Origin of the sequence: Adhaeribacter terrigena, from assembly GCF_016623615.1 — a bacterium.
In the GTDB taxonomy this organism is placed as follows: Bacteria; Bacteroidota; Bacteroidia; order Cytophagales; family Hymenobacteraceae; genus Adhaeribacter_A; species Adhaeribacter_A terrigena.
This window is the reverse complement of the sequence record NZ_JAEHFX010000003.1, coordinates 557,826-584,104: the sequence shown is the minus strand read 5'-3', so window position 1 is coordinate 584,104 and position 26,279 is coordinate 557,826. Positions and strand designations below refer to the sequence as shown.

Sequence of the window (26,279 nt, the reverse complement as noted above, 5' to 3'; positions counted from 1 at the left end):
AGCCCTGAAAGCTAAGTTTTTACCGCCAAAAGCCTACCGTTTTCCTAAGGCCCGTAAATGGTTTTTTTGATAATCGGCTTATATTTCGTTTTTTTGCGTTCTTTTATTAACTATATCCGCTACGGATCTTAACAAACATATTGCGAATGGAAGCTTTAGGCAGACATATTTTGGTGGAGTTCTATAACTGTTCTCCGGAATTGATGAATGATGTGGTGCACATTGAAAAGAGTATGGTAGAAGCCGCCGAAACGGCCGGTGCTACTGTGATCAACAGCACGTTCCATCATTTTTCACCTTACGGCGTTTCGGGCGTGGTTGTGATCCAGGAAAGCCATTTAGCAATCCATACCTGGCCGGAATTCGGTTATGCCGCCGTAGACCTTTTTACCTGCGGCGATTCCGTAAATCCGTGGGTTTCTTACCAGTTCCTCGAAAAAGCCTTTAAAGCCAGCCACGGTTCTTCTATGGAGTGCCGTCGCGGCCAGATGGGTTTATTAGACCGGAAAGATTTTAACGTAGATGCCCTTCGCAACGTGGGAGCCAAGCCTTACGATCATCCGGTGAAATTTACCCGCGATGTATGGTTTACCGAGCGCGACGAAAATATTGCGCTTTCTTTGAAACACGACGGCCAGCTTTATAAGAAAGAATCGCCTTATCAGAAAGTGGAAGTTTTTGCTACGCAGGCTTATGGCAACATGCTAACGTTGGACGGCATGGTAATGTGCACGCAGAAAGACGAATACGTGTACCACGAAATGATCACCCACGTACCGATGCTGAGCCACGGTCGCGTAAAACGCGCGTTGGTAATTGGCGGCGGCGACGGCGGAACAGTACGCGAATTACTGCGCCACCCGGAGCTGGAAGAAGTGGTGCTGGTGGAGATCGATGCGTTGGTGATCGAAGCCTGCAAACTGCATTTACCGGAAACAGCGGTTGCTTTCGATCATCCGAAACTGAAGTTATTAATCGAAGACGGTATCAAATACATCCAAGAATGTGCCGATAGCGCTTTCGACCTGATCATTGTTGATTCAGCCGATCCGGTTGGCCCGGGCGAAGGTTTATTTACAGCGGAATTCTACAAAGAAGTTTACCGCTGCCTGACCGAAGACGGAATAATGGTAACCCAAAGCGAATCGCCGCGTTTCAATGCAAACGTTTTTGCCGAGATCTATGATTGCTACCGTGGTATTTTCGGCGCCGATAAAGTTTCTTGCTACTTAGCTGCTATTCCAACCTACCCAACCGGGACCTGGAGCTTCTCTTTCTCAAGCAAAGGCAACGCCCAACCGTTAGTTTTTGACCGTGAAACGGCAGCTGCATTCTCCCGCAAAAACGACCTGAAATATTACAACGAAGATATTCATGCAGCAGCTTTTGCCTTGCCTAATTTCGTGAAACAACTTTTAAAACTGAAGTAAAATGGCTGCCAAAACGGTATCGAAAATGAGTAAAAAAGACAAGATCGCAAATTTCGATTTTAACGGCGTGGGCGATAGCAATGCCGGTTTATTCGGTTTGCCCTTCGATGAGAATGATGCAGAAGTAGTAATTATTCCGGTTCCCTGGGAAGTTACCGTTTCTTACAGCGCCGGCACCGCCGATGGTCCGCAGGCGGTGAAAGACGCATCCCCGCAACTCGATCTTTTCGATCCGGAAATTAAGGATGCCTGGCAGCTTGGGATCTGGATGGAAGACATTTCAGAAGACTGGAAGAACGACAGCACCATGTACCGGGAGCAGGCCGAGAAATACATAAACTGGCTGGAAGCCGGCAGCCCGAAAGATGATAATACCGACTATAAAAAAATGGTAGGGGTTATCAATGAAAAAGGCAAAGCGCTGGCCGACTGGCTGAAAGCACACAGCCTGGCTTACCTGAAAAAAGGCAAAATGGTAGGCTTGCTGGGCGGCGACCACAGCACCCCGCTTGGCTTTATGCAGGCCTTAGGAGAAGTACACGAAGAATACGGCATTCTGCACATCGATGCGCACTGCGACCTGCGTGATGCTTACGAAGGCTTTGAATATTCGCATGCTTCGATCATGTTCAATGCCCTGAAAATTCCGCAGATGAAGAAAATTGTACAGGTAGGTATTCGCGATCTGGCGCAATCGGAAGCTGAACTTGCCGAACAATCGAACGGACGCGTGGCTATTTTCTACGATTTCTTTCTGAAAGAAGGCATGAACGATGGCAAGTCCTGGAAGAAACAGTGTAAAAAGATCGTTGCGCAGCTTCCGCAGAAAGTGTACATCAGTTTCGATATCGACGGTATGGATCCGAAGCTTTGTCCGGGCACGGGCACACCGGTTCCGGGTGGTTTGGAATTTGACCAGGCTATTTATTTAATTAAAGCGCTGGTGCGTTCCGGGCGAGAAATTATCGGTTTCGACCTGGTGGAAGTGGCGCCGGGCGAAAGCGAATGGAACGGAAACGTAGGCGCGCGACTGCTTTATAAGTTGTGTAACTGGATGGCGGTCTCGCAGAAAAAACTCGAAGCGCCTATGCTGCACGCGTAATAATCAGAATATTATTTAAAAAGAAAACGGCCTGCATGATTAGGCCGTTTTCTTTTTAATCCTAATTTCATTCCAGATAAGAATATTTGAGTTCATCATAGAAAACAAATACCTGGAATTTCAGTAAATAGGCCATATTCTATATTTTACCTAAAACTGAAAAACTATGGGTTTTATCATTAAATTATTACTTACCGGGGTAGCTGTTATGCTATCTACGTATATTCTGCCGGGTGTGCACGTAGATGGTTTTGGCAGCGCGTTGATTCTGGCTTTGGTGCTGGCCGTTTTAAATGCGGTTGTCCGTCCTATCCTCGTGCTTTTAACCATTCCGGTTACATTCTTAACCCTTGGGCTATTTTTACTGGTCATTAATGCTCTGATCATTTTACTGGCTGAAGCCATTGTGCCCGGTTTCCAGGTAGACGGGTTCTTATGGGCGCTGATCTTCAGCATCATTCTTTCCATCATCACAGCTATTATCGATCTGATCACCGGCCGCTAAAATTCAAAGTTCGTAATTAAAAAGCCCCGAAGCGATCCGGGGCTTTTTTTTATGAGCAGTTTTTTATACTAAAAGCATTGCGTTTTCAGCAAGTGCTTTCTTAATTCTTAACCTTTCATCCAGATCTCGCAGGCCTGGGCGCATTCGCGGCAAATAGCGGCACAATGCTGGCAATGCTCGTGTTCGTGTTTGGCGCATTCTTCTTCGCAGGCCCGGCAAATTTCAATGCACTCTTTCATTACGTGCTTGGCATGTTCCGAATTCCGGCCTACAAACCGCGCTGTAAGCGTACAGATATCGGCGCAGTCCCGGTCCAGCTGAATGCAGCGGACCATCATTTTTACATCATCTTCCTGCAGGCATAAAGTGGCGCAGGTTTCGCAGGCCGTTATGCATTTTATCAGTACGTGTTCAAGACTGTTGGTTTTTTCTGATTTCATAGTTTCAGGTTTACGTGAATCTAATTTTACGTAAAGCAATTTCGGATTGTTGATTGCCTTAATTTACGAGGGCCACCAAAACGCTATGATTTGGGCAAGAAAAAGTCTGAACAAAAACTGCCTTTTCATTTTATTCCCGGAATTTCGTAATTTTAACAAAATTTAACAGGGCATGGAAATTCGGGCGGCAAAGCAGGTTTTAAAAGATTATTTCGGTTACGATTCTTTCCGGCCGATGCAGGAAGATATTATCCGGAACGTGCTTCAAAACCAGGATGTGCTCGTGTTAATGCCCACCGGCGGTGGAAAATCGCTTTGCTACCAGGTGCCGGCCATGGTTAAACCGGGCATTTGCGTGGTGGTTTCGCCGCTTATTGCCTTAATGAAAGATCAGGTAGAAGCCCTGCGGGAAAACGGCATTGCGGCCGATTTTCTCAACAGCACGCAAACTTCGAAGGAGCAGGAAGTTATTGAAAACAAATGCTACGACGGCAAGCTGAAAATGCTATACGTTTCGCCGGAAAAACTGCTTTCGGGTGGCTTTTTTACTTTCCTGAAGCGCCTGCAGATCAACCTTTTCGCCATCGATGAAGCGCACTGTATTTCAGCCTGGGGCCACGATTTCCGCCCAGAATATACCCAGCTGAAATACATCAAAGAGCAGTTTCCGGAAGTGCCGGTAATTGCGCTTACGGCCACCGCAGATAAACTCACCCGCCAGGATATTCTGCAGCAGTTAATGCTGCACGAGCCGCAAACGTTTGTATCTTCCTTCGATCGGCCCAATATTTATTTGCAGGTGAAACCCGGCCGTGACCGCATCAAGCATATTCTCAGTTTTCTGGATGAGCATCCTAACCAACCCGGCATCATTTATTGTCTTAGCCGGAATGCCACCGAAAATTTAGCAGCCAAACTGCAATCCGCCGGTTATAAAGCTACTTATTACCACGCCGGGATCCCGGCCGAGAAACGGGCTTCGGCCCAGGAAAAATTCCTGCGCGACGATGTGCAGATCGTTTGCGCTACCATTGCTTTCGGGATGGGCATCGATAAGTCGAACGTGCGCTGGGTTATTCATTATAACCTGCCCAAAAACCTGGAAAGCTATTACCAGGAAATTGGCCGCGCCGGCCGCGATGGTGCCAAATCGGAAGCACTTTTATTTTATAGCTACGGCGACGTGGCTTCTTTGCGCACCATGCTGACCGAGGGCAAAGACAAGGAACCGGAATTGCAACTGGCCAAACTGGAGCGCATGCAGCAATTTGCCGAAGCTACCCATTGCCGCCGCCAGATTCTGCTCCAGTATTTCGGGGAAACCAAAGCCGAAGCATGCCAAAACTGCGATATCTGCCGGAATCCACCTTCTACCTTCGATGGAACGGTTTACGCCCAGAAGGCGCTTTCTGCCATTGCCCGCTTAAAAGAAGAAGCCCGGATCGGTACCGTGATCGATGTGCTGCGCGGTTCCCGTAACCAGCATATCTTATCGAAAGGCTACGACAAGATCAAAACGTTTGGCGCCGGTCAGGACCTGGGTTTTCTTGAATGGCAAACCTACCTGCACCAGATGCTCAATGCTGGTCTGTTTGAAATTGCCTACGATCAGAATTATGCTCTGAAACTGAATGCGAACAGCGAAACGGTATTGTTTCAACATAAAAAAGTGCCACTGGTAAAATTTGCGCCTGCTGCCGCAGCTTCACAGCCCGCTGAAAGAATTAAAAGTGCCCGGCCTAAGAAAGAAGTGCAGAAAGATGCTTTATTCGAACGCTTACGCAAACTCCGCAAACAGATCGCCGATCAGCATAACGTGCCGCCGTACGTGGTTTTCTCCGATAATACTTTGCTGGAAATGGCCGCTGAAAAACCAACCAACCGGGTAGCGATGCTATCTGTGTCCGGAGTGGGTATGGTGAAGTACGAAAATTATGGCTACGACTTTATCAATGAGATCACGCGTTTTATTTCAGAGCAAACCGAGCAAGGGAATAAAGTAAAAGGCGCTACCCATCTGGCCACTTTTGAGCTCTATAAACAAGGCCTTAGCCCGGAAGAGATTGCAAAGGCCCGGGATTTGAATCCGGTAACCATTTATTCGCACCTGGCCACCTTATTTGAGCAAGGCTATGAAATTAATATCGGCAAATATTTAAGTCAGGCCGAATATAACGCGATTGCAGTTGCCATTAAAGCCCTGCCTGCCGATGCCAAACTAAAAGATGTATTCGAATACCTCCAGGAACAATACGATTACTTCAAGATCAGGCTGGCTACCGCAGTATTCAACCGCAAAACCAAAACAGCATAAAAAAGGACATAAAAAAAGCCCAGGAATGATCCAGGGCTTTTTACTTTTATATATGTTTCGATTACTTACTTGCAATCGGATCTGGCGTACTATCTTTATCGCCGGTTACAGTTCCACGGCTACGGATGGCGTTACCATTCAGCAATAATAAACCTGCAATGTGCGGCGAAGCGTAAGAAGTACCACTACCGCTGGAATAACCACCAGCTTTGTTCGTAGTTGGAATACCTTCACCAGGCGCTGCAAAGTCTACCGAAGCACCGTAGTTCGAGAAACCGGAGAACTGCCCCAGGTTATTCATAGACGAAACGGTATAGATACCCGGTGCGTCTGCACGGGCCGGTGAGCTACCTGAACAGTCAATTCCGCTGTTACCAGATGCAATGGCAAACAAGATACCTTTGGCGGCAGCACTTTTTACTGCGTTATCCAGGGTAGCGGAAACACCGGAACCCAAGCTCATGTTCACTACATCGCCAGCTTTCGCATTGGCAATAACGTGGTTTACTGCTTTAATCGCTGTAGATACACTACCACGACCGGCGTCATCAAATACCCTAAGAGCAACGATGGTAGCATTTGCGGCCACACCAACTACACCTTCAGAGTTGTTTTTGGCACCAATAATACCAGAAACCATGGTACCGTGGCCATAACCATCTACGAAGGAAGTAATACCGGTAATAAACGATTTACTTCTCGACTGGTCTACGTTCAGGTCCGGGTGATTTGGGTTAATACCACTATCAATTACCCAGGCTGTTTTACCAGTACCATCGCCGTAACCTACGCGGGCTACCCCCCAAGGAATAGTCTGGCTTGGCTGCGCAATGGTTGTAGAGTTATCGGACAGGGAAATTATACGGTCCTGCTCAATTGAAGCTACGTTCGGGTTCTGACGAAGCGCTTCTAACTGATCTTTCGATAATTTACCCGTAAAACCTTTAATAGCACCATCAAATTTCTGACCCACGTCCTGAGCGCTGATCTGCTCTTCGGTAATCATCTCATTAATAGATTCCGTTGTGGTTTCACCAGATTTTAAGGTAACAATATATTGGCCTTCAATGGCTTTACCGCTTTCGCCGGCAGTCATATTAGGCTGATTCGAAGCCGAATCATTTTCAATAACGTCATCTTTCTGACAGCCGGCCATTGTAAATACAGAGGCAAGGGCAAAATATGATACTGCTTTTTTAAATTGGTTCGCTTTCATAATCTTATTTCTCTTAGTTTTTAAAATCAGGATAATATTTATTTAAGTTTAATTGCAAAATTGATCTTATCGCCGTTGCCAATCATATTTTCCTGAATTACTCCCTTATAACAGGCAGCAGTCAAGATAAAGTTCAAAATATTCAACAGCATTCTGGAAAAAGGTACAAATTATTAAGTACCGCTTTTCAGAAATAAATCAAATTTGCTTAAAACTGAATACCCGTTAAAATCAGCCTTTAAAGGCTTTAATTAACTATAATCCGGCTACCAGGCAACGGCCGGGGCCGGAAGGCTTATCCAATTTTAAAAGGAGAAAAAAGATGCGAAAAAAAATGGCAGGAAGACAAAATTGCTGGAAATGGGTTTGCTGTTTTGCCCGGGATAAAAAATAAACCTGCGTTTTAAGTACTTTTTTTACAATATCCATTCTCCTTATAAAAATTTTTAACCTCTAATTTCGGGAGGTTTTCAAAATTGTTTACTTGGAAGTTCAAGTATAGTTTCGCGTTAAAATACTATTAGTTCCCTTATGAAGGGTTTTTAGGGCAAAGTGCAATGAATTTATTAATTCGATGCAAATGCCATCAAAATAATCAGGCAGGACTTGGAGTTGTATTGGAAAAGTTAAATTCGATTAAGGTAACACATAGTTTAGAACAGACCTTTTTTGATCCAATTTTTATAAGATTCCTTTATTTGAACTAGATTAAAATATGCTAAGTTAGTTAGTAATTACGTTTTATTTTACGTAATTTTAGAAGCAAAAGTAAAATTACGGGTTTCAGGGTAGGGATTTACTAAAAAAATTAGAACATGCTGAGCACAAATTTAAAATATCTTCGCAAGCGTTTAGGCATTACCCAGGCGCAGATGGCGGAAAAAATAAGCATAAAACGTTCGTTAATAGGGGCTTATGAAGAAGGAAGGGCTGAACCAAAGTTGTCTACGCTGGTCAGTATTTCCCGACTTTTCGGCATTTCGCTCGATTCCCTGATCACGCAGGACCATAGCCAACTGGTACCTTCCTTAGATCAGGAAGAAGCAAATAAGCAGGAAGGAAAACTGCGGGTACTAGCCATTACGGTAGATCAGGATCATAACGAAAATATAGAGCTGGTACCACAACGCGCCAGTGCCGGTTACCTGAACGGGTATGCTGATCCAGAATTTATGGAAGATCTGCCAAAATTCAGATTGCCTATGCTTGCCGGAACCGGTACGTACCGGGCATTTGAAATTGCCGGTGATTCTATGCTGCCGCTGGTAAGCGGAACGGTGATTGTAGGCCGCTTTGTAGAAGACTGGAATTATATAAAAGATGGTACTCCGTGCATAATTGTGAGCCAGCGCGAAGGCGTGGTATTTAAGCGGTTATTTAATAAGGTGAAAACCGGGGCTTATATGGCGCTGCATTCCGATAACCCTGTATATCCGCCATACGAAGTACCGGTAAACGATATTCTGGAAATCTGGGAAGCTAAAGCTTATATCAGTAGTTCATTCCCGATGGCAGATCTTTCGCTCAGCAAATTATCTTCTATTGTGCTTGACCTGCAGCATGAAGTAATGAAGCTGAAAAAGGCAATCTGAGAGTAACTAAAAAGTATAAAATTAATGGAAAGGGTTAGCTAAATTTAGTTAACCCTTTTAACTTCCCGCAATATTTGCCGTACTAACCACAGTTTACCAAGGCATACGCTAACTCTGATACTTACATAAATAGAACTATGGTTCAACTGATAAAATCTGCTGAGCGCCACCACGCTTCTCATGGCTGGCTGAATTCTTATTTCCTGTTTTCTTTTGCTGATTATTACGACCCTTCGAATATGCAATTCGGGCCTTTACGGGTTTTTAATGACGATTATATAGCTCCAAAATCCGGATTTCCGATGCATCCGCATTCGGAAATGGAAATTATTACGATCGTACTGAAAGGCGAAATTTCGCATAAGGACAGCCTGGGCAATGAAAAAACCATTAAGGCCGGCGAAGTACAACGCATGACGGCCGGCACCGGCATTACGCACAGCGAGGAAAATAAAGCGGAAGAAGAATTGCACTTGTACCAACTGTGGTTTTTGCCTAACCGTAATGGTTTGCAGCCTTCTTACGAACAGAAAACCATTAATTTCCTGGAATCGGATAACGAGCTCATTCCCCTGGCAACCGGCCAGAAAGTACTCGACGATGTAATTTACATGAACACCAATTCTACGGTATATTACGCCAATCTGAAAGAAGACAAGGAAATAGACTACAAAACCTTCGAGATCCGGAAAGTGCTGATCTATGTGACTGAAGGGCACATGTTTGTAAACGGTATAGAATTAATGAGCAACGACCAGCTGCGGCTCGAAAAACAACAAATGGTTAAGATCAGCGCCTCTAAAAATTCTTCTTTTATCCTGATCGATCTGCCGGCAGTAGAAGCTAATTATTAAGTTATGTTTTTTCAGTTGAACCGCTTTTTTAACTTCTGACTTTTCAGGCCGGAACAGATAGCGTTTTTTCTGAATTCGATAAACTAAAAAGCCCCGGAATTATTCCGGGGCTTTTTTGATGTCTAGGTTTTTGAGTTTTTCAGGCTAAAACCATAGCGTTTTTACATGGTGTATTTCCGTCCTTTATTCTGTTTTTTAAGGTAATCCATAAGCGGTTCGAAATAAGCAACCATGGCGCGGGCACTCAGATCTTCGCCGGTTTTTTCTATGAGCATTTTACGCCAGTTGGCGCTTGCCCCCGGGTACATAATGCCTTTCAGAAATGCGCCTACTTCTCTGCTGCCGTAGTAATTAGTAGCGTGCGGATCCTGCTTCAGAATATTTTTGGCAATGTGGTCGTGCAACTGGAACAGGATCACGTACGAAAGCGCATAGTCGTAATATTGGGCCGGATCGTCGTTGATGTGGGTTTTGGTGGCTGCGTCGGTAAATTCCTCGCCGCGGGTATTGGGCGGCACAATTCCCTGGTAGTTTTTAACCAGTTCCCACCAGCGTTTGTTGAATTCATCGGTTGGCAGGTTCTGGGCGTAAAGATCATGCTCAAACTCGGTCATAACGCCGGAAGCAAACGGAATGAAAACCACGTAGTTCAGCGCTTCTTTCAGCAGTAATTGCATGTCGTCGGTTTTGGCTTTCGGATCGATCAGGTTCAGGCTGGCCAGGAACGGTTTCTGGCTGGCTGCCAGGCCCATTAAACTGCCGAGCGCTTCGTGGTAGGCCCGGTTGGCACCGGCCCGCAGCATAAGCGGCACATCCGGATTGGAATAGGTCATGTAATAGTAAATATGGCCGTACTCGTGATGCGTGGTTTCGTACCATTCAGCGTTCGGCTCAATACTCATCAGGCCGCGCACGTCTTTATCCAGATCCATGTGCCAGGCCGAAGCGTGGTTGTTTTTCTTATAATTAGCACCCTTCGGAAGCGGATATAGGTCCGATTTGGTCCAGAAGGTTTCCGGTAAAGCCGGGAAGCCCAGGCTCATGTAAAACTTTTCAGCTTGTTTGGCCTGCCATTCGACACTTTTCTTTTTAAGCTGGGCATCAAGGTTAAAGCCTTTTACGGTAACCATGCTGCTCCAGTCCTGGCCCCAACGGTTTGGTAACCAATGCGCCGGAATCTGGTCTGGAACCTGTTTTACGCCGTATTTTTTAGCCAGTTCGTAGCGGGCATAAGTGTGTAGTTCGCGGTAAAGCGGCAGCAATTCCTGGTTCAGTTTCCGGATCAGGTTCACCATTTCTTCGCGGGTCATACCGTATTCGGAAGCCTGGTAGCTGAAAAAATCTTCGTAGCCCAGGGCCTGCACGGTCTGGTTCCGAAGATCACGCAGATTCACAAGGCCATCTTTTAATTCCTTACCAACTTCTTTGCTCGTATTCCAGGCCTGCAAACGTTTGTTCAGGTTTTTCTCGTCTTTCAGAATATCGTCGAGCTGGTTAGTAGTAACCGATTTTCCGTTCAGTTTATAATCGTAGCCGTAAAGTTTTTCGGTTTGTTCGGTCTGGGCCTTTATGCGGGCATTTACCAGGTGCGGAACGATCTGGGGATTATTTGCGGCCTGAAACAAAATGGCTTCGAGCTGGAGGACCTGCAGATAGGTTAACTTATCTTTATGGGCCAGCAGTTCACGGGTTTTATTGATATTTGCCTCACTGCCGGTAAAACGCGCCATTTCTTCGTTGGCAGCCTGCGTACGTTTGGCATTGGTGCTATCGCCGGGAATTATTCTGGTGTTGGAGGCCCATTCTGCTTCCGAAGCTTTGTAGTAAAACTTCTGATAAGCCGCGGAATATTCCCTCAGGTATTTATCAGCTTCCCCCCGAAAATCGCGGGGAATGGCGGCTGGTTCGGGCGTTGGGGTTACAGCAGTTTCCGTTTTGGGAGTAGAAGGCACTTTAGACTGGCAGGAAAATAATAAGCCAGCGGCCAGGGCCGGTAAGATCAGTTTTTTCATAAGCAGTTTGGCAGGTTAAAAACCAAATATACAAATTCCGGCTTAGGAAATTAGACATTTGATTTCGCCTGAAATCGCTATGGGATTCAGCCTTAAAACTTAAATATTTTCCTGTTCGGAAAAAGAAATTAGTAAATCGCTATGGTTTGGAACCTGAAAAGTGGGCCTTAAAAAGGGTAGGGTTTTAAAGCAAAAAACCGGATAATTTGCTTATTCCGGTTTCATGGTTTTCAGTTCGGTATTATTTCATTATTTGTCTGCTCCGGCAAAGAGTTTCTTAGCAGATCCTGATCCAAGGTTTTGCTGGTTTTAGCGCCCAGTTTTTTCAGATTTTCAACGCGGCCGATCAGGTTTCCTTTTCCTTCCCAGAGTTTGTTCATGGCCAGGTTGTATTTCTGCTGACTGCGTTCCAGGTTTACGCCTACGTCTTTCAGATCTTCCATAAAGCCCACGAATTTATCGTAGAGTTTGCCGCTTTCCTGGGCAATTTGTAGCACGTTGCGTTTTTGGTTTTCCTGCTTCCAGACGCTGGCTACAGTTCTTAAAGTTGCCAGCAGGGTAGAGTTGGTTACAAAAACAATGTTGCGGTCCAGCGCTTCCACAAACATTTCGCGGTCGTGTTGCATGGCCAGGTTAAAGGCCGGCTCTATCGGAATGTACATGAGTACAAAATCGGGCGAATTAATGCCGTGCAGATGCTGGTAATTTTTGCGGCTTAGATCGGAATAATGCGTGCGCAACGAGTTTAAATGGCTCTTGAGTTGCAATTGCTGCAAGGCTTCGTCTTCGGCGCTGCAAAATGCTTCGTAAGCCACCAACGAGAGCTTGGAATCGATCACCAGGTGTTTGTCGTCAGGCAGTAAAATGATCACGTCGGGCCGGTAGATCTTTTGTTCATCGTTGCGCCGCACATCTTCGCGTTTATAATGAATACCGCGTTCCAGCCCCGATTTTTCGAGTAAACTTTCCAGCAGATATTCGCCCCAGTTGCCCTGCGTTTTGCGTTCGCCTTTTAATGCCTGGGTCAGGTTCAAGGCATCTTTGCTCATCTGTTGATTCAGGTTTACCAGCTGCGCGATCTGCTCTTTTAAGGTCGTATTCTCAATCAGGCTTTTTTCGTAGGTATTTTCTACCTTGGCTTCAAACTCTTTGATGCGCTCTTTCAGCGGTTCTAAAATGCGCTCAATATTTTCGGCGGAAGATTTTTTGAAATGCTCGGAATTGGTAACCAAAACCTGGTTGGAAACGGTATGGAATTGCTCTAAAAAAGTCTGACGCAGCGCTGCCAGTTCTTCGTGATTTTCAGAAAGTTTTTGCTTTAAATGGTAGAGGTCGGTTTCGGTTTTACTCAGTTCCGCGTGGAGCGTAATTACCTGGCGGTTTTCGTATTTAACCTGGTCCTGCAATTTTAAAATTTCCTGCTTTTTCTCTTCCACCTGCGTTTGCGCCATTTTCAAGGCCATTTCTGCAGCCTGCGTTTTTTGCGCCAACGCATTGATGTGGCTTTTCAGCAACAAATAAACCAGCCCACTGGCGGGCAAAGCACCGGCCGCTACAGATAACCATTCCATAATTTAAATTTACGCCAAAATCACCCCCGGAACAAGTACCGGAAATGATTAGTGCCGAACCCAATTCAATTAATATAAAAACGCTATGATTTAGACACAAAAAAGTCCGGCCTTGCCAAAGCAAAACCGGACTTTACTATTAGTAGTATTGGTAAATTATTATCGAGATTTAAATCATATCCAAATCTTAAGATCTGAAATTACTCTGCTTCCAGTTCCATGGTAGAACCATCCGGGGCTTTCAGATCTAATTCGTCATCATCTAACTTGGTAACTTCAAAAGACATGGAAGTGGTAGAGCCGTTTGGCGTTAACATCAAAGATCTGCCGGACTGGTCGTAGCGGTACGTGCCCGACATGGTTTGCAGATTAGAATTCATGGAGAAATTGCCGTTAGAGAAAAATTGCAAAACCGTATTTTCATCTTCGGAAGTTTGTTTTACTTTATCACCGCCCGCGTTTCGTTCTTTATCGGTAGTCCAGCGTTTGCTGTCGGAGCCGTATAAATTAGCAGTTCCGCCGGCTTCGTTTTTCTTGCTACAACCAACCGCAAAAATTAGCGCAAATACATAGAAGGCCAGGAAAAGGTGTTTCACTTTCATTTCTTTCATAGTTATATAGGTTTGGGTTTTCGTTCCGAACAACATTTTCTGCTGCCGGAAACTGGAATAGGATACGGAAGCGTAGTGGTTTGGTTCTGCCTTGGCTAAAGATTTGAAAGCAAGCCTGCCTGAAAAACAAAAAATGCAGCGGGGCGTATGCCAATAAAGTATACATGCATGAAAAAATACCGGTTTTACAGGCCTGATTTTTTCTCTAAACTAAAATAAAACTATGGGACTATTTGATTTTTTAAAAAAAGGCGAACAAAAGCCGGTTGAACAACCCAAAACCGGCGCAGCCAAAGATTCTACCGGTGGCTTTTTTAATCAGGGAGCAGCCGGCCAGCCGGCCGCAGGAGCTACCGCGGGTATGGATACCTACACCGTAAAATCCGGCGATTCGCTTTCTAAAATTGCCAAGAATTTCTACGGAGATGCACAGCAATGGAAAAAGATCCACGAAGCGAATAAAGACCAGATCTCCAATCCGGATCTGATCCAGCCAGGCTGGGTGTTAAAGATTCCGAAAGCGTAATTGAATTTACGATTTTTGATTTACGCGTATCGATTAAAAAAGACCTCCCAGTTTTTAAAACTTGGGAGGTCTTTTGTTTTCTAACGCGCACAAATTCCGCGGTAAGGACAATACTGGCAAACTTCAATATCGTGGGTTTTACGAATTGGCTCCTCTGGATCAAGCATTTGCTGGATGAATTTGTGCAGGTATTTCTCAGATTCCGCCAGGAACATTTCGGTGCTTTCAAAACCATCGTCCGTGAAATTCAGTTGCGCTTTCATTAAGCCTTTATCCAGATTCCGGAACGATAAAATGCTGGCTTCGATCTCAGTTTTTTCGGGTAATTCCATACCGTTTTCGGCAGCTAAAACCGGAATGTTCGCCAGGCTTTTTTCCATTAAATACCGATAAAGCCAAAGCTGCCGCACTTTCTCATATTTCTTATTCGAAAGAAAATGCGTTTCCAGATCTTCGGTTTTAAGCTTCAAATCTGTCGGGCTTACAAAGCCCGTTTTGTAATCGATCACGCGAATTTTATTCCCGGTTTTATCGATTCTATCGGCTTTACCAGCCAGCTTTACTTCTACCAATTCATCGCCAACCGGCACTTGCAAAATCGTTTCCAGAGATTGCTCCAACTTCAAAACTTTCAGCGGATACGCTCCGGATTTTATTTCCAGTTCCAGGTATTTTTGAAGAATTTTTAAAGCTACTTTGTAAAGCAAATAATTCATGCCCTGCTCCGGTAACGCTTCTAAGGTGCCGCGTTTAAATTCCTGTTTCACTTTTTCGGGCAATTTTCCTAGCATTTTTTCCAAGTCTGAAACCAGAACGGATTTACCTCCCAGCATAAACGGCTGGTAAAAATCTTCCAGCACTTTGTGCACGATATTACCGAACTGGTCGGTGCCGATCTGCTCATCCATTTCGTTCGTTTCGCGCAGGCCGGCAACTTTGGTGAAATAGTATTGCAGATTGCAACGCACCCACATATTCAAATGCGAAGGGAAAAGCCCTTTTTTCAGGTTCGCTTTCAGCTTGGTTAAAACCGCATCGTCCTTTTCTATTACAATGTCGTGGTTATACGTTTTTTTCTTTTCAGTCTGCACCACGATTCCGGTTTGTTCCGAGTATTTTATCTTCGGATTTAGTGGCGCCAGGTGGTTAGCTAATTGCAGAATGAAGCGGCTTTTTTCAGCGGCGCCAAAAGTATCTGAAGGCTGTACGTACAGCAGGCTTACGGTTTTAGCCCGCTGCAGCAAACGGTAAAAATGGTAGGCGGTAATACTTTCCTGTTCCGAATACGTGGGTAATCCGAATTCGCGGAGCACGTCGTAAGGCATCAGGGAAGAATGTTTTTTCGGAGCCGGCAGTGTATTTTCGTTTACCGAAAGAATGATCAGGTTTTCAAAATCCAGCGCGCGCGTTTCGAGCATACCCATTACCTGAATTTCGGAGATCGGTTCGCCTTCGAACGGTAAACGGGTCTGACTTATTTGCTCGTAGAGAAATTTCTTGAAACTGCGCACCGAGATCTTTTGCTGGCGGCAATCGAAGATGGAATCGAGGCGTTTTACGATCGTGAAAAGGTGGTACAGGTATTCGGTTTCTACCGGGTTGATGAGTTCATTCCGGTAAATGTTCTTTAACAAATCGATGATCTCGAAAATGGCAGCAATAATGTCGTCGCAGTTTTTCCAGGGGCGGAAAAGCGCCTGATAGATCGGATGTTCTTTGCCAAGTTCAATTAATTGCTGCGCCGAAAGTAAGATCCGGTTTTCAGTCAGGATTTTATCGATTACGGTTTGAACCAGGTTTTCGTGTTCCGGAAAATTCTCGTTTAAATAATGCTCGTAGCGGCGGATGAACGGGTGACTCAGCAATTTATTTACCGCGAGGTAATGGTAATGCTGCACCGCGTATCCCGTTTGCCCCGGCTGAATAATGCCCGTTAAATGCACATCAAAAAGCAGATCGACGAGGTTGAAAAGGGACGTGCCTTTGAGCGTAAGACCCATCGTAACGTTGTAATCGGAAACCTTTTCGCCAATGGAATGCAGCACCGGCAGCAACATATTTTCGTCGGGAAGCACAATGGCTACTTCGGCGTTGGGTTGTTTACTGCGGATCTCATCTAATAACTGACCCGCTACACGACCCTGCATACTGGCATTCGCCACGCCGATCACGTTTATTTCTTTTTCGGAAGTTAAGAGTTCGTTGCCGCTGAAATTCCATTCCGGCAGGCTCCATTTTTTGCGGTACTGGCGCAGGAAATGGCCGGCCCGGTTTGGCGAATCGGGCGACAGATAATATTCATCGGCATCGAAAAAAACGTCGGCTTTATCGAGTTGCAAAAGCGTGCGCACGATCTTTTCTTCTGACCGGCTCAACGCATTCAGACCAATAAAAATGTAGCGGTGGCAGTTAGTTTTTTCGGTGATCTCCTTAACGTTTTCGGCTACGTAGCGAAAAGCCATTCCGGGGTACGACTGCTTTTTCTTGCGTAAATTCTGCCGCAGTTTCTGGTAGGTTTTCTGCAGGTTTTCCCAGAGTTTGAAGTAGTTGGCAACGGTGGCAGAAATGGGCTGTCCCAGCGCCTCCGGGTCCCAGCGTTCCAGGGCTTTGGCTTCGGAAAGGTATTCGAAAAGCTTTTCGGTTTCTACCAGGTTCTGGTCGATGCGGTTGAAATCTTCGAGCAAAGTACCGGCCCAGCTCACGTACTGGTCGAAATCGAGTTTCTGGTCGAATTCCTGGATGATGTCGTAAAGCTCGAGCTGCAGGCTGATGGGCTCCACAATTTCGGTTTTAGCCAGGTTGCACACAAAATCCTCCATCGAAGAAACTTCCGGGCTCCACATTCCACCCGGCGCAAGTTTCGCCAACGCATTTTTGAAATATAAACCCGCCCGGCGTGTGGGAACGATCACGCAAAGCTGGCTGATATTGTCGGGGTATTTCTGAAGTAAAGCAGCAGCAGTTTGATGGAGGAAGGTTTGCATTAAATTTATAAATGTAATTAGTATTAAACTGCTGCTGCTTTACTAAATGAAATTTTTATTCTTCAATTCTAGGTCTGGACCAATTACAGAATCTATGTGTTAGCCTTGCATTTTCAGGTATTGTTTTACCTCCAGTCCAATACTGTTCTATATGGTCAACAGCTGCATCATCAATATTTTGGATTTTATTACTGCAAATTGCACAGGTTGGATCAGCTATATATAATTCCTCTTTTAATTTATAGCTAAAACAACGTGGTTCTTTATTTGCTATTCCAATTATCTTTTGCAAAGTTAACCTCCATTTATCAAATCTTGTAGTAACTGCTCTTACACTACTAGTTGAAAGTTCAATTGAATCAATAAATTCTTGATCATTTGTCATTAGATTAATTAATGCCTCGCGAATCGAATCAAGGTTATTAAAAACCGAGTTTTTGTCCTCTTTCGCAAATGAATACATTAAGATGTCATAAATGGAAACGTTAAATTTCTTCTGTTCCCATCTTCCATTTTTATTAATATCATCTCCTTTATAGAAACGTTTAAAAGCATTTCTATCGAGCAAAGATCTAATAATGTGTAAAGTGTTTTTAAATGCTTGTTTAAGTTCTTTAGCATCATTGTCTGAAATATCTCTATACCGGTCCATTGTGTGGTTTAGAAACAATTTAATAGGTGCTTTGTATTTTAAATAAGTATTAAGATAAAAAGAAGCAAATCTTAGTACTAATTCTCTATCAACCATTCTTCTGTCTGAAGTTGATAATCCTAACAAATACCTAAAATCAGGCTCTTCAGATAAGTCTTTTAATAAATTATTGAATTTACCTCGATAAACACAATTTCTAAGTTCTTGATCATTTAAAGAAACTGAACCGGTATTTAACCTCTCAAATACTTCGAACTGTAAATCGCCATCAGATTCTTTTTTAAATTTTATTGTTCTAATGTTATAGTACCTGATTTTGTCCTGATATTCTTCTTTAAGCTGGCTATATCTCAAATTATTTAATTCAGTAAATACCTTTAAGCCGCCTAATTTAAAGTCTTGTCCATCAGGAAACTTTCCATCTAAGAATGAAAAAAAGGAAGTTAACCTTTGTTGGCCGTCAATTACATTTTCTTTACCATCTTGTTCCTCTGATAAATAAACCATTGGTAAAGGAATATCTAAAAGTGCAGATTCAATTAATCTGCTTGATTTTACTCTATCCCAAACAAATTGCCTTTGAAAGTCAGGTTGAATATTTAATCTGCCTCTTTTATACCGACTGTATAAAGAGTCTATTTCAGGATCACTTTGTTCAGTATAGATTCTCCGTTTTCCCGATAAATCATCTTCTTGAGTTTCCTCTTCCTCTAATATTATTTCGTCAAGTACTGCCTCTTCCATAATTATTATTAGTCTTTTTTTATTCTTTTCTTATTCAATTTAATTTTTCTAAAGTAGGTACTAGCTTAGTCAATTCCAATATTATTTAACATTATCTGTGATTTATTTCCTAAATCCCCAACTCAATCTGCTCCCCAGCTTTCGCCGGAACGAACTTCCATTTATGCACCCGTTCTTCTTCAAAATAGTAAAGCAGGCAGGTGATATCCGAATGCATTAATTCCGCGAAAAGCTGGGCGTAGGAATTCAGGTTTTCGATGTACTCGTTCTTTTCCGGCGGCAGTTTAAAATCGATTAAAGTAACGGCATTGCTCTTGGGGTCGAAGACGATGCGGTCGGGTTTGTAGCGGAGGGTGCGCACGTCCAGGATCTCTTTTTCGTTTTCGAAAACCACGTCGTTGCTGAAATAATGCTGCATTTGCGGATGCTGCACCACGGTCTGCAAACGTTCGGTAAATTCCGGCATTTCCCTTCTGCTGATAATGCCCTGGTTTTTGAGCGAATTCAATACCGTTTCCAGTTCGTCGGCTATCGTTAGGCGGGAGAGGGCGTAGTGCAAGCGGCGGCTCCATTTGCGTTGTTGCTGCTGCGTTTCGAAGTCGAAAATGTTGTTGGCGTTTTGCTTTAGTTTCAGGCGTTTTCCCCAATCGGTGGCGTGCAGTTGTTCGAGGTTGTAATGCCCGGAAACGGTAGCGTTTTTAGGCTGAAAAGTCGAGGAATCTTCAGCAAGCGTGAACACCGGTTTTGCGATGTCCCAAAGGCCTTTGTTTACGAGGTAGGCGTGCAGAAAATAGCTGATGTTTTTCATATTGCCTTCCTTCGTGAAATCCTGCTTTTTGGCAATGAGGTAAAGCCGGTGCTCGGGGCGGGTTAGCGCCACGTAAAGCATATTCAGGTTCTCGATAAACGTGCGTTCCAGTTCGGTCTGGTACTGGTCTTTGAGCGCGGTATTTTCCAGGCGGCTGCTCATTCCCACCACGGCAATGTCGAGCTTTTCGGCCGGCGTATTTTCGGCGGTAAGTTTGCCCCAGAGCAGCGACCGGTTCATCGGCACCACGCTCCAGTCGGCAAACGGCACGATCACCACGGGGTAGGCGAGGCCCTTGGCTTTGTGGATGCTGGTGATGGTAATGGCGTCGAGGTCTTTGGGCGTGTTGATGCTCAGTTTTTCCTTTTTCAGGTCCCAGTATTGCAGGAAATTTGCCAGGTTGTTGCTATTGTTCAGGCTGTATTCCATTACCAGGTCCAGGAAGCGGAACAGGTATTCGCATTCGTTGTTTTTGCCCAGCAGATCGAGAATTCTGATGAGCTTTTCGGTGAGTTCGTACAGCGATAAATTGCCGGTTTCTTTTTCCTTCAGGTCGAAGCCCAACCCCCGCACTTTGTTGAAGAAAATCTCGGAACGCGCATCATCGGCCACGGCGGCAATTTCTTCGGTTACGCGGCTGTTTATCTGTTCTTCCTTTACAATTTTGTAGATCAATCCCAACGCTTCGGCACGCGCTAACCCATCGTCCGGACGATTAAAAATGCGGAACAGCGCAATGAGCAAATTCACCACTTCGGCATTCTGCAACGAAAGCGAATCCTGGGAAATAATGGGGTAGCCTTTTTCCTTTAAAAAGGTAGCGATCTCGCGGCTGTTGGCATTTTTCCGGCTTAAGATCGCTATGTCTTTCAACGCATAACCATCTTGCAAAGCCTGCTTTACCAGTTGCAGCGTGATGTCGAAATTACTTTCGGAATAGGTTAGAACCTGTTCGTGTTCGTAGCCTTCGAAAAGCGTTTCAGTGCGGTCGCCGGTTTTCAGGTCAAGCTCATAATTCAGGTCTTCGTCGGAAGCAAAAATAACCTGCACCAGACCGCCTTTTTCGTTCTTGCCACCCGGAGCGATCTGCGGAAACGTATCGTCGTAAATGCCCTGCAAGGTTTCAAATTCGCGCCCTTTGTGATCAGCAATAAACCGGAAAAGTTCGTTGTTGAAATTGATGATCTGGGTATCGGAACGGTAGTTGGTGTTCAGATTTACCGGTCGCAAACTGTGGTCTACGGATTGGTAGCGTTCAGATAAAATTTCTTCGTTGCGGCGGTTTTCGTAGAGGTTTTGCGTTTGGCCTTTATACAAATGCAGGATCTGCTCCAGGTCGCCGCCGCGCCACCGGTAAATGGCCTGTTTCGCGTCCCCTACCACTAAATTGAAATGCCCGCCGGCCAGTGTATTGTCGATAAGCGGCAGCAGGTTGTTCCATTGCAAAGCAGAAGTGTCCTGGAATTCGTCGATTAGGATGTGGTGGTATTTTTCGCCGAGGCGTTCATAAATAAACGGAATGGGTTCGTGCAACACAATGTCCGTTATTTTCTTGTTGAACTCCGAAATGTGCACCAGGTTCTTATCTTTCTTGATCTCCTGCATACACTTTTCCAGCTCATTCAGCACGCTCAGCTTATACAGGTTCGGAATCATTTCCTTAATCAGCAGATACTCCTGAGAACGTTCTGATTTAATGGCTTCGATCCGGTTATAGCAATCAGTCAAGCCACCGCAAATCCCATCGATATTCGCTTTATCTAAGGTCGTAGCTTTTCCGCTGTAGAACTTCCCGCTGGCGAAGGTTTTATGCGCGTACGCGTATGGTTTTTCCAGATCCATTTCTTTCGCTAAACCTTCAAAATAAGCCGGAATGCCAAGTTTTCCGTTCGCAAATGTTTCCGATGGAATGCCGGCATTGCTAATCAGATTGGCGCCTTCTTTGGCTACGATTTGAATTTCGGCCTCAATGGATTTTTGTTTTTTGATTAATTCTGCCCGAATTTTCCGGAAGTCCTCGAGTTTGAGTTTCTGTAGAGATAGCACCGCTTCGTAAACCTGTTCATTCAGCAGGTTCACGCCGAATTCCGCCAGCTCGGTTGGTAAACTGTTCCAGCTTTTTCCTTCGGAGGCTTTTTCTTCGGCGTATTGTTCCAAGGTATTGGCCAGCAAATTTCCTTCACCGTCTTTTACCTGGTCCAGTAGCATCGCTACGGCGGTATTCAGCAACGTTGCCGCATCCAGGTCTACTTCGAAATTGAAAGGAATATTCAGCTCCCGCGTAAACGCCTGCACCACTTTGTTCACAAAACTATCGATGGTGCTTACCGCAAAATCGGCGTAGTGAAACAGGATCTGGGTGAAAACCTCTTTCGCCCGAATTCTTAACAGATCGGTGGTGTAATTATGTCCAGGATATTCCTGGTTCAGTTCTTCGGCGATGGAATTCAGTAAATCATCAGATTTAGTTTTTGCCTTCAAATCCATACCGTTTTCGGTTTGAAAATCCCGGAGGGCATGGAGGATGCGTTCCTTCATTTCTGCGGCAGCATCGTTGGTAAATGTTATGGCCAGAATGGTGCGGTAATAGGAGGGATCTGGGCTTTGCAGCGCCAGTTTCAGATATTCTTTGGTAAGCGTATAGGTTTTGCCGGATCCGGCGGAGGAGGAATAGACTTTTAAGACAGCAGGCATAGCGTTTACTTTCGGCGGAAATTCAGAGGGCGGAACAGAAAGCTAAGTTACCTAAAAATTGTCGATTGTTAATTGCTGATTGTTGATTGAAGCATGAAAAAAAACCTAGGAAGGGCAGTGTATAAATTTGTAGGGTAGGGTAAAACGCTATGCTTTTGGCATGAAAAAGTCAGATCCTAATTTTAAAAAACGCTATGATTTTAAGCGGAAAAAGTCTTTCCAGGCATTAGTTTTCCTGCCAAACGCAGATGAGGTTTTTCCGAGCTACGCTCGCAATCTTCGCGCTCCCGCGCTTAATTGTGCTCAGGATGCCAGGAAGGTTTACTATTAATTAATAATCAACCATTCAGCTATTCAGCAATCCAACCATTTAAAAATTAAAAAGGGATCCTGAATTACCAAAAGCCTATGTTTTGGCATTTCAGGACCAGTTGGAAAGTAGATTCATAAAACGAATAGAAAAGCCAGATCAGGCAGCCTCGACTTGTTGATTTTCGAATTTCAGGACGCGGCCCGGGTTAAAATCCTCCAGGGTTGTGTGGTACAGGATCTTAGCCAGTGTTAAAGAATAGTCGGTTAAAAGGCAGTTTTGCTGCTCCGAGTAAATAAGCGCTTTGCTTTGGTTCACGCTTGGTTTATTCAGCTCGAACAATTCGTCGAAATTGTTGCGCAATTGTTTTACCGCCCGGAAATACCGCTCATTGTAATACATGGCAATTACTTCGCACACCGCATAGCCATTATTCATGCGTTCCTGGCCTATTCTAAGGCAGAGCGCATTGTTCGTTTCTTTATCCAGATCCGAAACAATTGCAAAATAAACAGAATTTACGGCTGGGTCGGCTTTAAATAGCGGACTGGTAGCAATGGCATCGCAGAGAATGCTGGAGCTTTTGATCTTGAGGTTCTCAAATACGGGTTCTTTTAAAATCTTATTGTAAATTTTAAAAGCCAGAGCCCCGGAAGCCATCAGGTTAAATTCTTTACCATTGCGGAAAATTTTGGAAATGTGCAGCATAATCGAAGTTTTTTAGAAGTTTAAGGTCAGGTTTTAGTTACCGGTACCAGCCAAAAGAGGGCTTTCCGGTTAAAGTCTTTAAATAATATATTGGAATCTGAAACCAGCGTAACTGGTAATTGTTTTCTGGAAATAAGCTGTGTTGAGCATAATTATAAAATATAACTTTTTAATTCCCGTCTGGCGGTAAAAGCTATATCAGAAAGCAATAGGACGATAAATCGTCAGGTTTTTTTGAGATTGGAATTCAAGGGTTTATACGGTTTAGTCCAAAAAAATATACGATTATGTAAACTTTAAATGGTGAATGGCAAAATTCGGGCGGTTAGTAGCCGGATATTAACCGCCTCCTTCAAATTATGGGTAGAAAAGAAAGATATAGTATTTTTATAATTAATTTCTGGGTTAAAGGTAGAATTGTACCCGTTTTTATTACATCGCCTTTCCAGGCCTACAACAAACCCTGAAATATTAATTGCGTAAGTTGTAAATTATTTGTAGTATCTTTGCAGCTTGATGAAGGCGCAATATCTTATCCAATCAAATTCAGCCTTCCAACAAATCATTATATGAATAAAATTAAATTCGAAGAATTACCGTTAAGCGCTGAAATGCAGCGCGCCATTGCTGATATGGGTTTTGAAGAGGCATCCCCAATTCAAACCGAAGCAATACCGGTAATTATGGAGGGCCGCGACGTTATTGGTCAGGCTCAAACTGGTACCGGTAAAACCGCGGCGTTCGCCATTCCTGCCATTGAAGGAATCGATGAAAATGACAGAAACGTTCAGGTTTTAATTTTGTGCCCTACCCGCGAGCTGGCTATCCAGGTTTCGGAAGAAGTTGTAAAACTTATTAAATACAAACGCAACATCAGTGTTGTGCCTATTTTCGGTGGTCAGTCTTACGACCGTCAGTTAAAAGCTTTGCGTAGCGGCGTGCAGATCGTAATTGGTACGCCGGGCCGCGTGATGGACCACATCGAGCGCGGAACTTTAAAGCTGGATGGTATTAAAAAGATCATTCTGGATGAGGCCGACGAAATGCTGGACATGGGTTTCCGCGAAGACATTGAATTCGTACTGACCAAAGTTCCTGAATCGCGCCAGACCATTCTCTTCTCGGCTACCATGAGCAAGCCGATCATGGAGATCACCAAGAAATTCCAGAAGAACCCGCACATTGTAAAAGTAACGCACACCGAACTTACCGTTACCAATATAGAGCAGGTTTATTTCGAGGTACGCAACAACATGAAAATGGAAGTGCTTACGCGCTTGCTCGATATGTATAACGTGAAGATCGGGATCATTTTCTGTAATACCAAGCGCATGGTAGATGAGCTGGTAAGCAACCTGCAGGCCCGCGGCTACTTTGCCGATGCCTTGCACGGTGACCTGAACCAGACGCAGCGTTCTAACGTGATGGCGAAATTTAAAAGCGGCACGCTGGAATTACTCGTTGCTACTGATGTGGCTGCCCGTGGTATTGACGTAGAGAACGTGGAAGCGGTATTCAATTATGACCTTCCGCAGGACGAAGAAGCTTACGTACACCGTATCGGCCGTACGGGCCGTGCCGGTAAATCTGGTAAAGCCTTCTCGTTTGTTTCCGGCCGCGATGTTTATAAACTGAAAGACATTATGCGCTACACCAAGGCGAAGATCCTGCAGCAGCCGGTTCCTTCTTCCGAAGATGTTAGCGAGATCCGGACTACTTTGTTCCTGGAGCAGATTAAAGAAGTTATTGCCAAAGGTAATTTAGATAAAGCGGTTGCCAAAGTGGAGCGTTTACTGGCGCAGGATTTTACTTCGCTGGAAGTTGCAGCTGCGTTATTGAAAATGACCATGCGCGAATCTAAAGCCAAGGAAAAAAGCGCAGAAGTATCGAAAGGTATTGAAGGTCCGAAACCGGGCATGGAGCGTATTTTTGTTACCATGGGTAAGAAAGACCGTGTGCATCCAAAAGATATCATCGAAGCAATTACGGAGCATACCAGCATTCCTGCAAACAAAATTGGCGACATTGACCTGTACGACCGTTTCAGTTTTGTAGAAATTCCGTTGGCATTTGCCCAGGAAGTGCTGGACCAGATGGGCCGCGTTTCTATAAACGATATTCCGGTAACGTTCCAGAAAGCGCAGAAAAAAGATGCTTCGGCCGCAAATTCTGAAAGATCGGAACGCCGTGAATTTGGCGATGGCGGTGGCCGTGGCGAACGCCGCGAAGGTGGCCGTTCTGGTGGCGGTGGTTTCCGCGACAGAGACCGTGGCGACCGTGATGGCGGAGGTTTCCGTGGCCGTGATGGCGGCGATCGTGGTGGCCGGGGCGGCGACCGCGAAAGAAGCAGCGGCGGCGGTGGCAACTGGCGCGACGAAATGAAAAAAGGCGGCGGCCGTTTCAGCGGTGGCGGCAAGAAAAAAAGCTGGTAATATTGGCTTTGTAAAGTCCTGTAAATGAATGTGTTAATTAGTTTTCATTTCAGTCTTTTAAAGAAAATCAACCTGAATTTTAAATATTTGCAACCTTCTCATTAGAACCGGCGTAAAAACCCTTAGATGAAAGTTTAATTGCAACCATTGATAGCAAAAAGCCAGACCTTGAAAAAGTCTGGCTTTTTTGTTTTATGTCCTTTAACTTTTAATGCTGAAACCAAATCGTTATAATACAAAAAACCGGAACTTGTGAAAGCTCCGGTTTTTCCTTTAGAAGGGATAGCGTTTTTTATGAGTTGGCTTTTGCCTGGTCGCGTAGGTCGCGTACCTGGTCGTGGGTTTGTTTAACCTGCTGGTATTGTTGCTCTACAATCTGGTGAATATTTGGCGGAAGGTCCGCTTTTAATGCTTTTTGATAGGCCGCAACGGCATAATCTTCGCCGCGTTCACATTCTTCCAGAATTCTTTTGCGGTCTTTGCTGGCCAGCGCCGAAGAAAGATCGATCCAGGCGCGGTGTACTTTTCCTTCAATAGAGCCGCTTTCAGAATCAGATTTACCAATTTTATGCAATTCATCCTGCAACTGGGTGATCATGCCGTCGCGCTGCACAGAGAATTTCTTGAACATAGTCTTCAATTGCGGGTCGTCCACATCTTCGGCAGCCGTGAAAAAGCCCTTAGAACCATCTTTGCAACGGTCTATCAGGTGGTGCAGTACCGATACGATTTCCTTTTGGTTATTCATAGTTTTATAAGTTTTGAAGCGTTTTT

Annotated in this window: 18 protein-coding genes; 8 read left to right on the top strand and 10 right to left on the bottom strand. The window is 44.7% G+C overall.

The genetic code is table 11. From position 1 onward, the window contains the following. Positions 1-146 precede the first annotated feature (146 nt). From speE to I5M27_RS09085, 3 genes are all read left to right on the top strand, one after another. Complete coding sequence (gene speE / locus I5M27_RS09095; RefSeq protein ID WP_200505872.1) at positions 147-1,430, top strand: polyamine aminopropyltransferase; 1,284 nt, start codon at positions 147-149, stop codon at positions 1,428-1,430. A 1-nt stretch (position 1,431) separates the two neighbouring features. Further along, the gene (locus tag I5M27_RS09090) at positions 1,432-2,532 is read left to right on the top strand and encodes an agmatinase family protein (RefSeq protein ID WP_234462455.1); all 1,101 of its coding nucleotides are present in this window, start codon (positions 1,432-1,434) and stop codon (positions 2,530-2,532) included. Positions 2,533-2,698: 166 nt separating this feature from the next. Further along, positions 2,699-3,037: a phage holin family protein gene (locus I5M27_RS09085; protein ID WP_200505871.1), complete on the top strand. Its 339-nt coding sequence runs from the start codon at positions 2,699-2,701 to the stop codon at positions 3,035-3,037. 107 nt (positions 3,038-3,144) lie between these two features. Here the strand turns inward: I5M27_RS09085 and I5M27_RS09080 are convergent, their stop codons facing one another. Next, positions 3,145-3,477 (bottom strand): four-helix bundle copper-binding protein, encoded by a 333-nt coding sequence (locus I5M27_RS09080; protein WP_200505870.1) that lies wholly within the window; start codon positions 3,475-3,477, stop codon positions 3,145-3,147. A gap of 172 nt (positions 3,478-3,649) precedes the next feature. Between I5M27_RS09080 and recQ the strand changes: the two genes are divergently transcribed. Further along, positions 3,650-5,791: a DNA helicase RecQ gene (gene recQ / locus I5M27_RS09075; protein WP_200505869.1), complete on the top strand. Its 2,142-nt coding sequence runs from the start codon at positions 3,650-3,652 to the stop codon at positions 5,789-5,791. Between the two features lie 61 nt (positions 5,792-5,852). Here the strand turns inward: recQ and I5M27_RS09070 are convergent, their stop codons facing one another. Next, on the bottom strand, positions 5,853-7,007 hold the full coding sequence (locus I5M27_RS09070) for a S8 family serine peptidase (RefSeq protein WP_200505868.1): 1,155 nt from the start codon (positions 7,005-7,007) through the stop codon (positions 5,853-5,855). An 815-nt stretch (positions 7,008-7,822) separates the two neighbouring features. Here I5M27_RS09070 and I5M27_RS09065 point away from each other — a divergent pair. After that, complete coding sequence (locus I5M27_RS09065; protein ID WP_200505867.1) at positions 7,823-8,599, top strand: XRE family transcriptional regulator; 777 nt, start codon at positions 7,823-7,825, stop codon at positions 8,597-8,599. A 137-nt stretch (positions 8,600-8,736) separates the two neighbouring features. Then, the gene (locus tag I5M27_RS09060; RefSeq protein ID WP_200505866.1) at positions 8,737-9,453 is read left to right on the top strand and encodes a pirin family protein; all 717 of its coding nucleotides are present in this window, start codon (positions 8,737-8,739) and stop codon (positions 9,451-9,453) included. 161 nt (positions 9,454-9,614) lie between these two features. Here I5M27_RS09060 and I5M27_RS09055 read toward each other — a convergent pair whose 3' ends face one another. The 3 genes from I5M27_RS09055 to I5M27_RS09045 form a co-directional block, all read right to left on the bottom strand. Next, positions 9,615-11,465, bottom strand: coding sequence for a M2 family metallopeptidase (locus tag I5M27_RS09055; protein ID WP_200505865.1), 1,851 nt, complete (start codon positions 11,463-11,465; stop codon positions 9,615-9,617). Positions 11,466-11,695: 230 nt separating this feature from the next. Then, on the bottom strand, positions 11,696-13,036 hold the full coding sequence (locus tag I5M27_RS09050; RefSeq protein WP_200505864.1) for a DNA recombination protein RmuC: 1,341 nt from the start codon (positions 13,034-13,036) through the stop codon (positions 11,696-11,698). Positions 13,037-13,236: 200 nt separating this feature from the next. Continuing rightward, positions 13,237-13,647, bottom strand: coding sequence for a hypothetical protein (locus I5M27_RS09045; RefSeq protein ID WP_200505863.1), 411 nt, complete (start codon positions 13,645-13,647; stop codon positions 13,237-13,239). Positions 13,648-13,870: 223 nt separating this feature from the next. Between I5M27_RS09045 and I5M27_RS09040 the strand changes: the two genes are divergently transcribed. Continuing rightward, on the top strand, positions 13,871-14,173 hold the full coding sequence (locus tag I5M27_RS09040) for a LysM peptidoglycan-binding domain-containing protein (protein ID WP_200505862.1): 303 nt from the start codon (positions 13,871-13,873) through the stop codon (positions 14,171-14,173). An 80-nt stretch (positions 14,174-14,253) separates the two neighbouring features. Here I5M27_RS09040 and I5M27_RS09035 read toward each other — a convergent pair whose 3' ends face one another. The 4 genes from I5M27_RS09035 to I5M27_RS09020 form a co-directional block, all read right to left on the bottom strand. Next, a complete protein-coding gene (locus tag I5M27_RS09035) occupies positions 14,254-17,157 on the bottom strand; it encodes a PD-(D/E)XK nuclease family protein (protein ID WP_200505861.1) in 2,904 nt (967 codons plus the stop codon). Positions 17,158-17,212: 55 nt separating this feature from the next. Next, complete coding sequence (locus I5M27_RS09030) at positions 17,213-18,553, bottom strand: GmrSD restriction endonuclease domain-containing protein (RefSeq protein ID WP_200505860.1); 1,341 nt, start codon at positions 18,551-18,553, stop codon at positions 17,213-17,215. 109 nt (positions 18,554-18,662) lie between these two features. Continuing rightward, positions 18,663-22,055, bottom strand: coding sequence for a UvrD-helicase domain-containing protein (locus I5M27_RS09025; RefSeq protein ID WP_200505859.1), 3,393 nt, complete (start codon positions 22,053-22,055; stop codon positions 18,663-18,665). A 469-nt stretch (positions 22,056-22,524) separates the two neighbouring features. Beyond that, complete coding sequence (locus I5M27_RS09020; RefSeq protein WP_200505858.1) at positions 22,525-23,073, bottom strand: hypothetical protein; 549 nt, start codon at positions 23,071-23,073, stop codon at positions 22,525-22,527. A 569-nt stretch (positions 23,074-23,642) separates the two neighbouring features. Between I5M27_RS09020 and I5M27_RS09015 the strand changes: the two genes are divergently transcribed. Beyond that, complete coding sequence (locus I5M27_RS09015) at positions 23,643-25,505, top strand: DEAD/DEAH box helicase (RefSeq protein ID WP_200505857.1); 1,863 nt, start codon at positions 23,643-23,645, stop codon at positions 25,503-25,505. Between the two features lie 292 nt (positions 25,506-25,797). Here the strand turns inward: I5M27_RS09015 and I5M27_RS09010 are convergent, their stop codons facing one another. Then, positions 25,798-26,253, bottom strand: coding sequence for a ferritin-like domain-containing protein (locus I5M27_RS09010; protein WP_200505856.1), 456 nt, complete (start codon positions 26,251-26,253; stop codon positions 25,798-25,800). Positions 26,254-26,279: the final 26 nt, after the last annotated feature.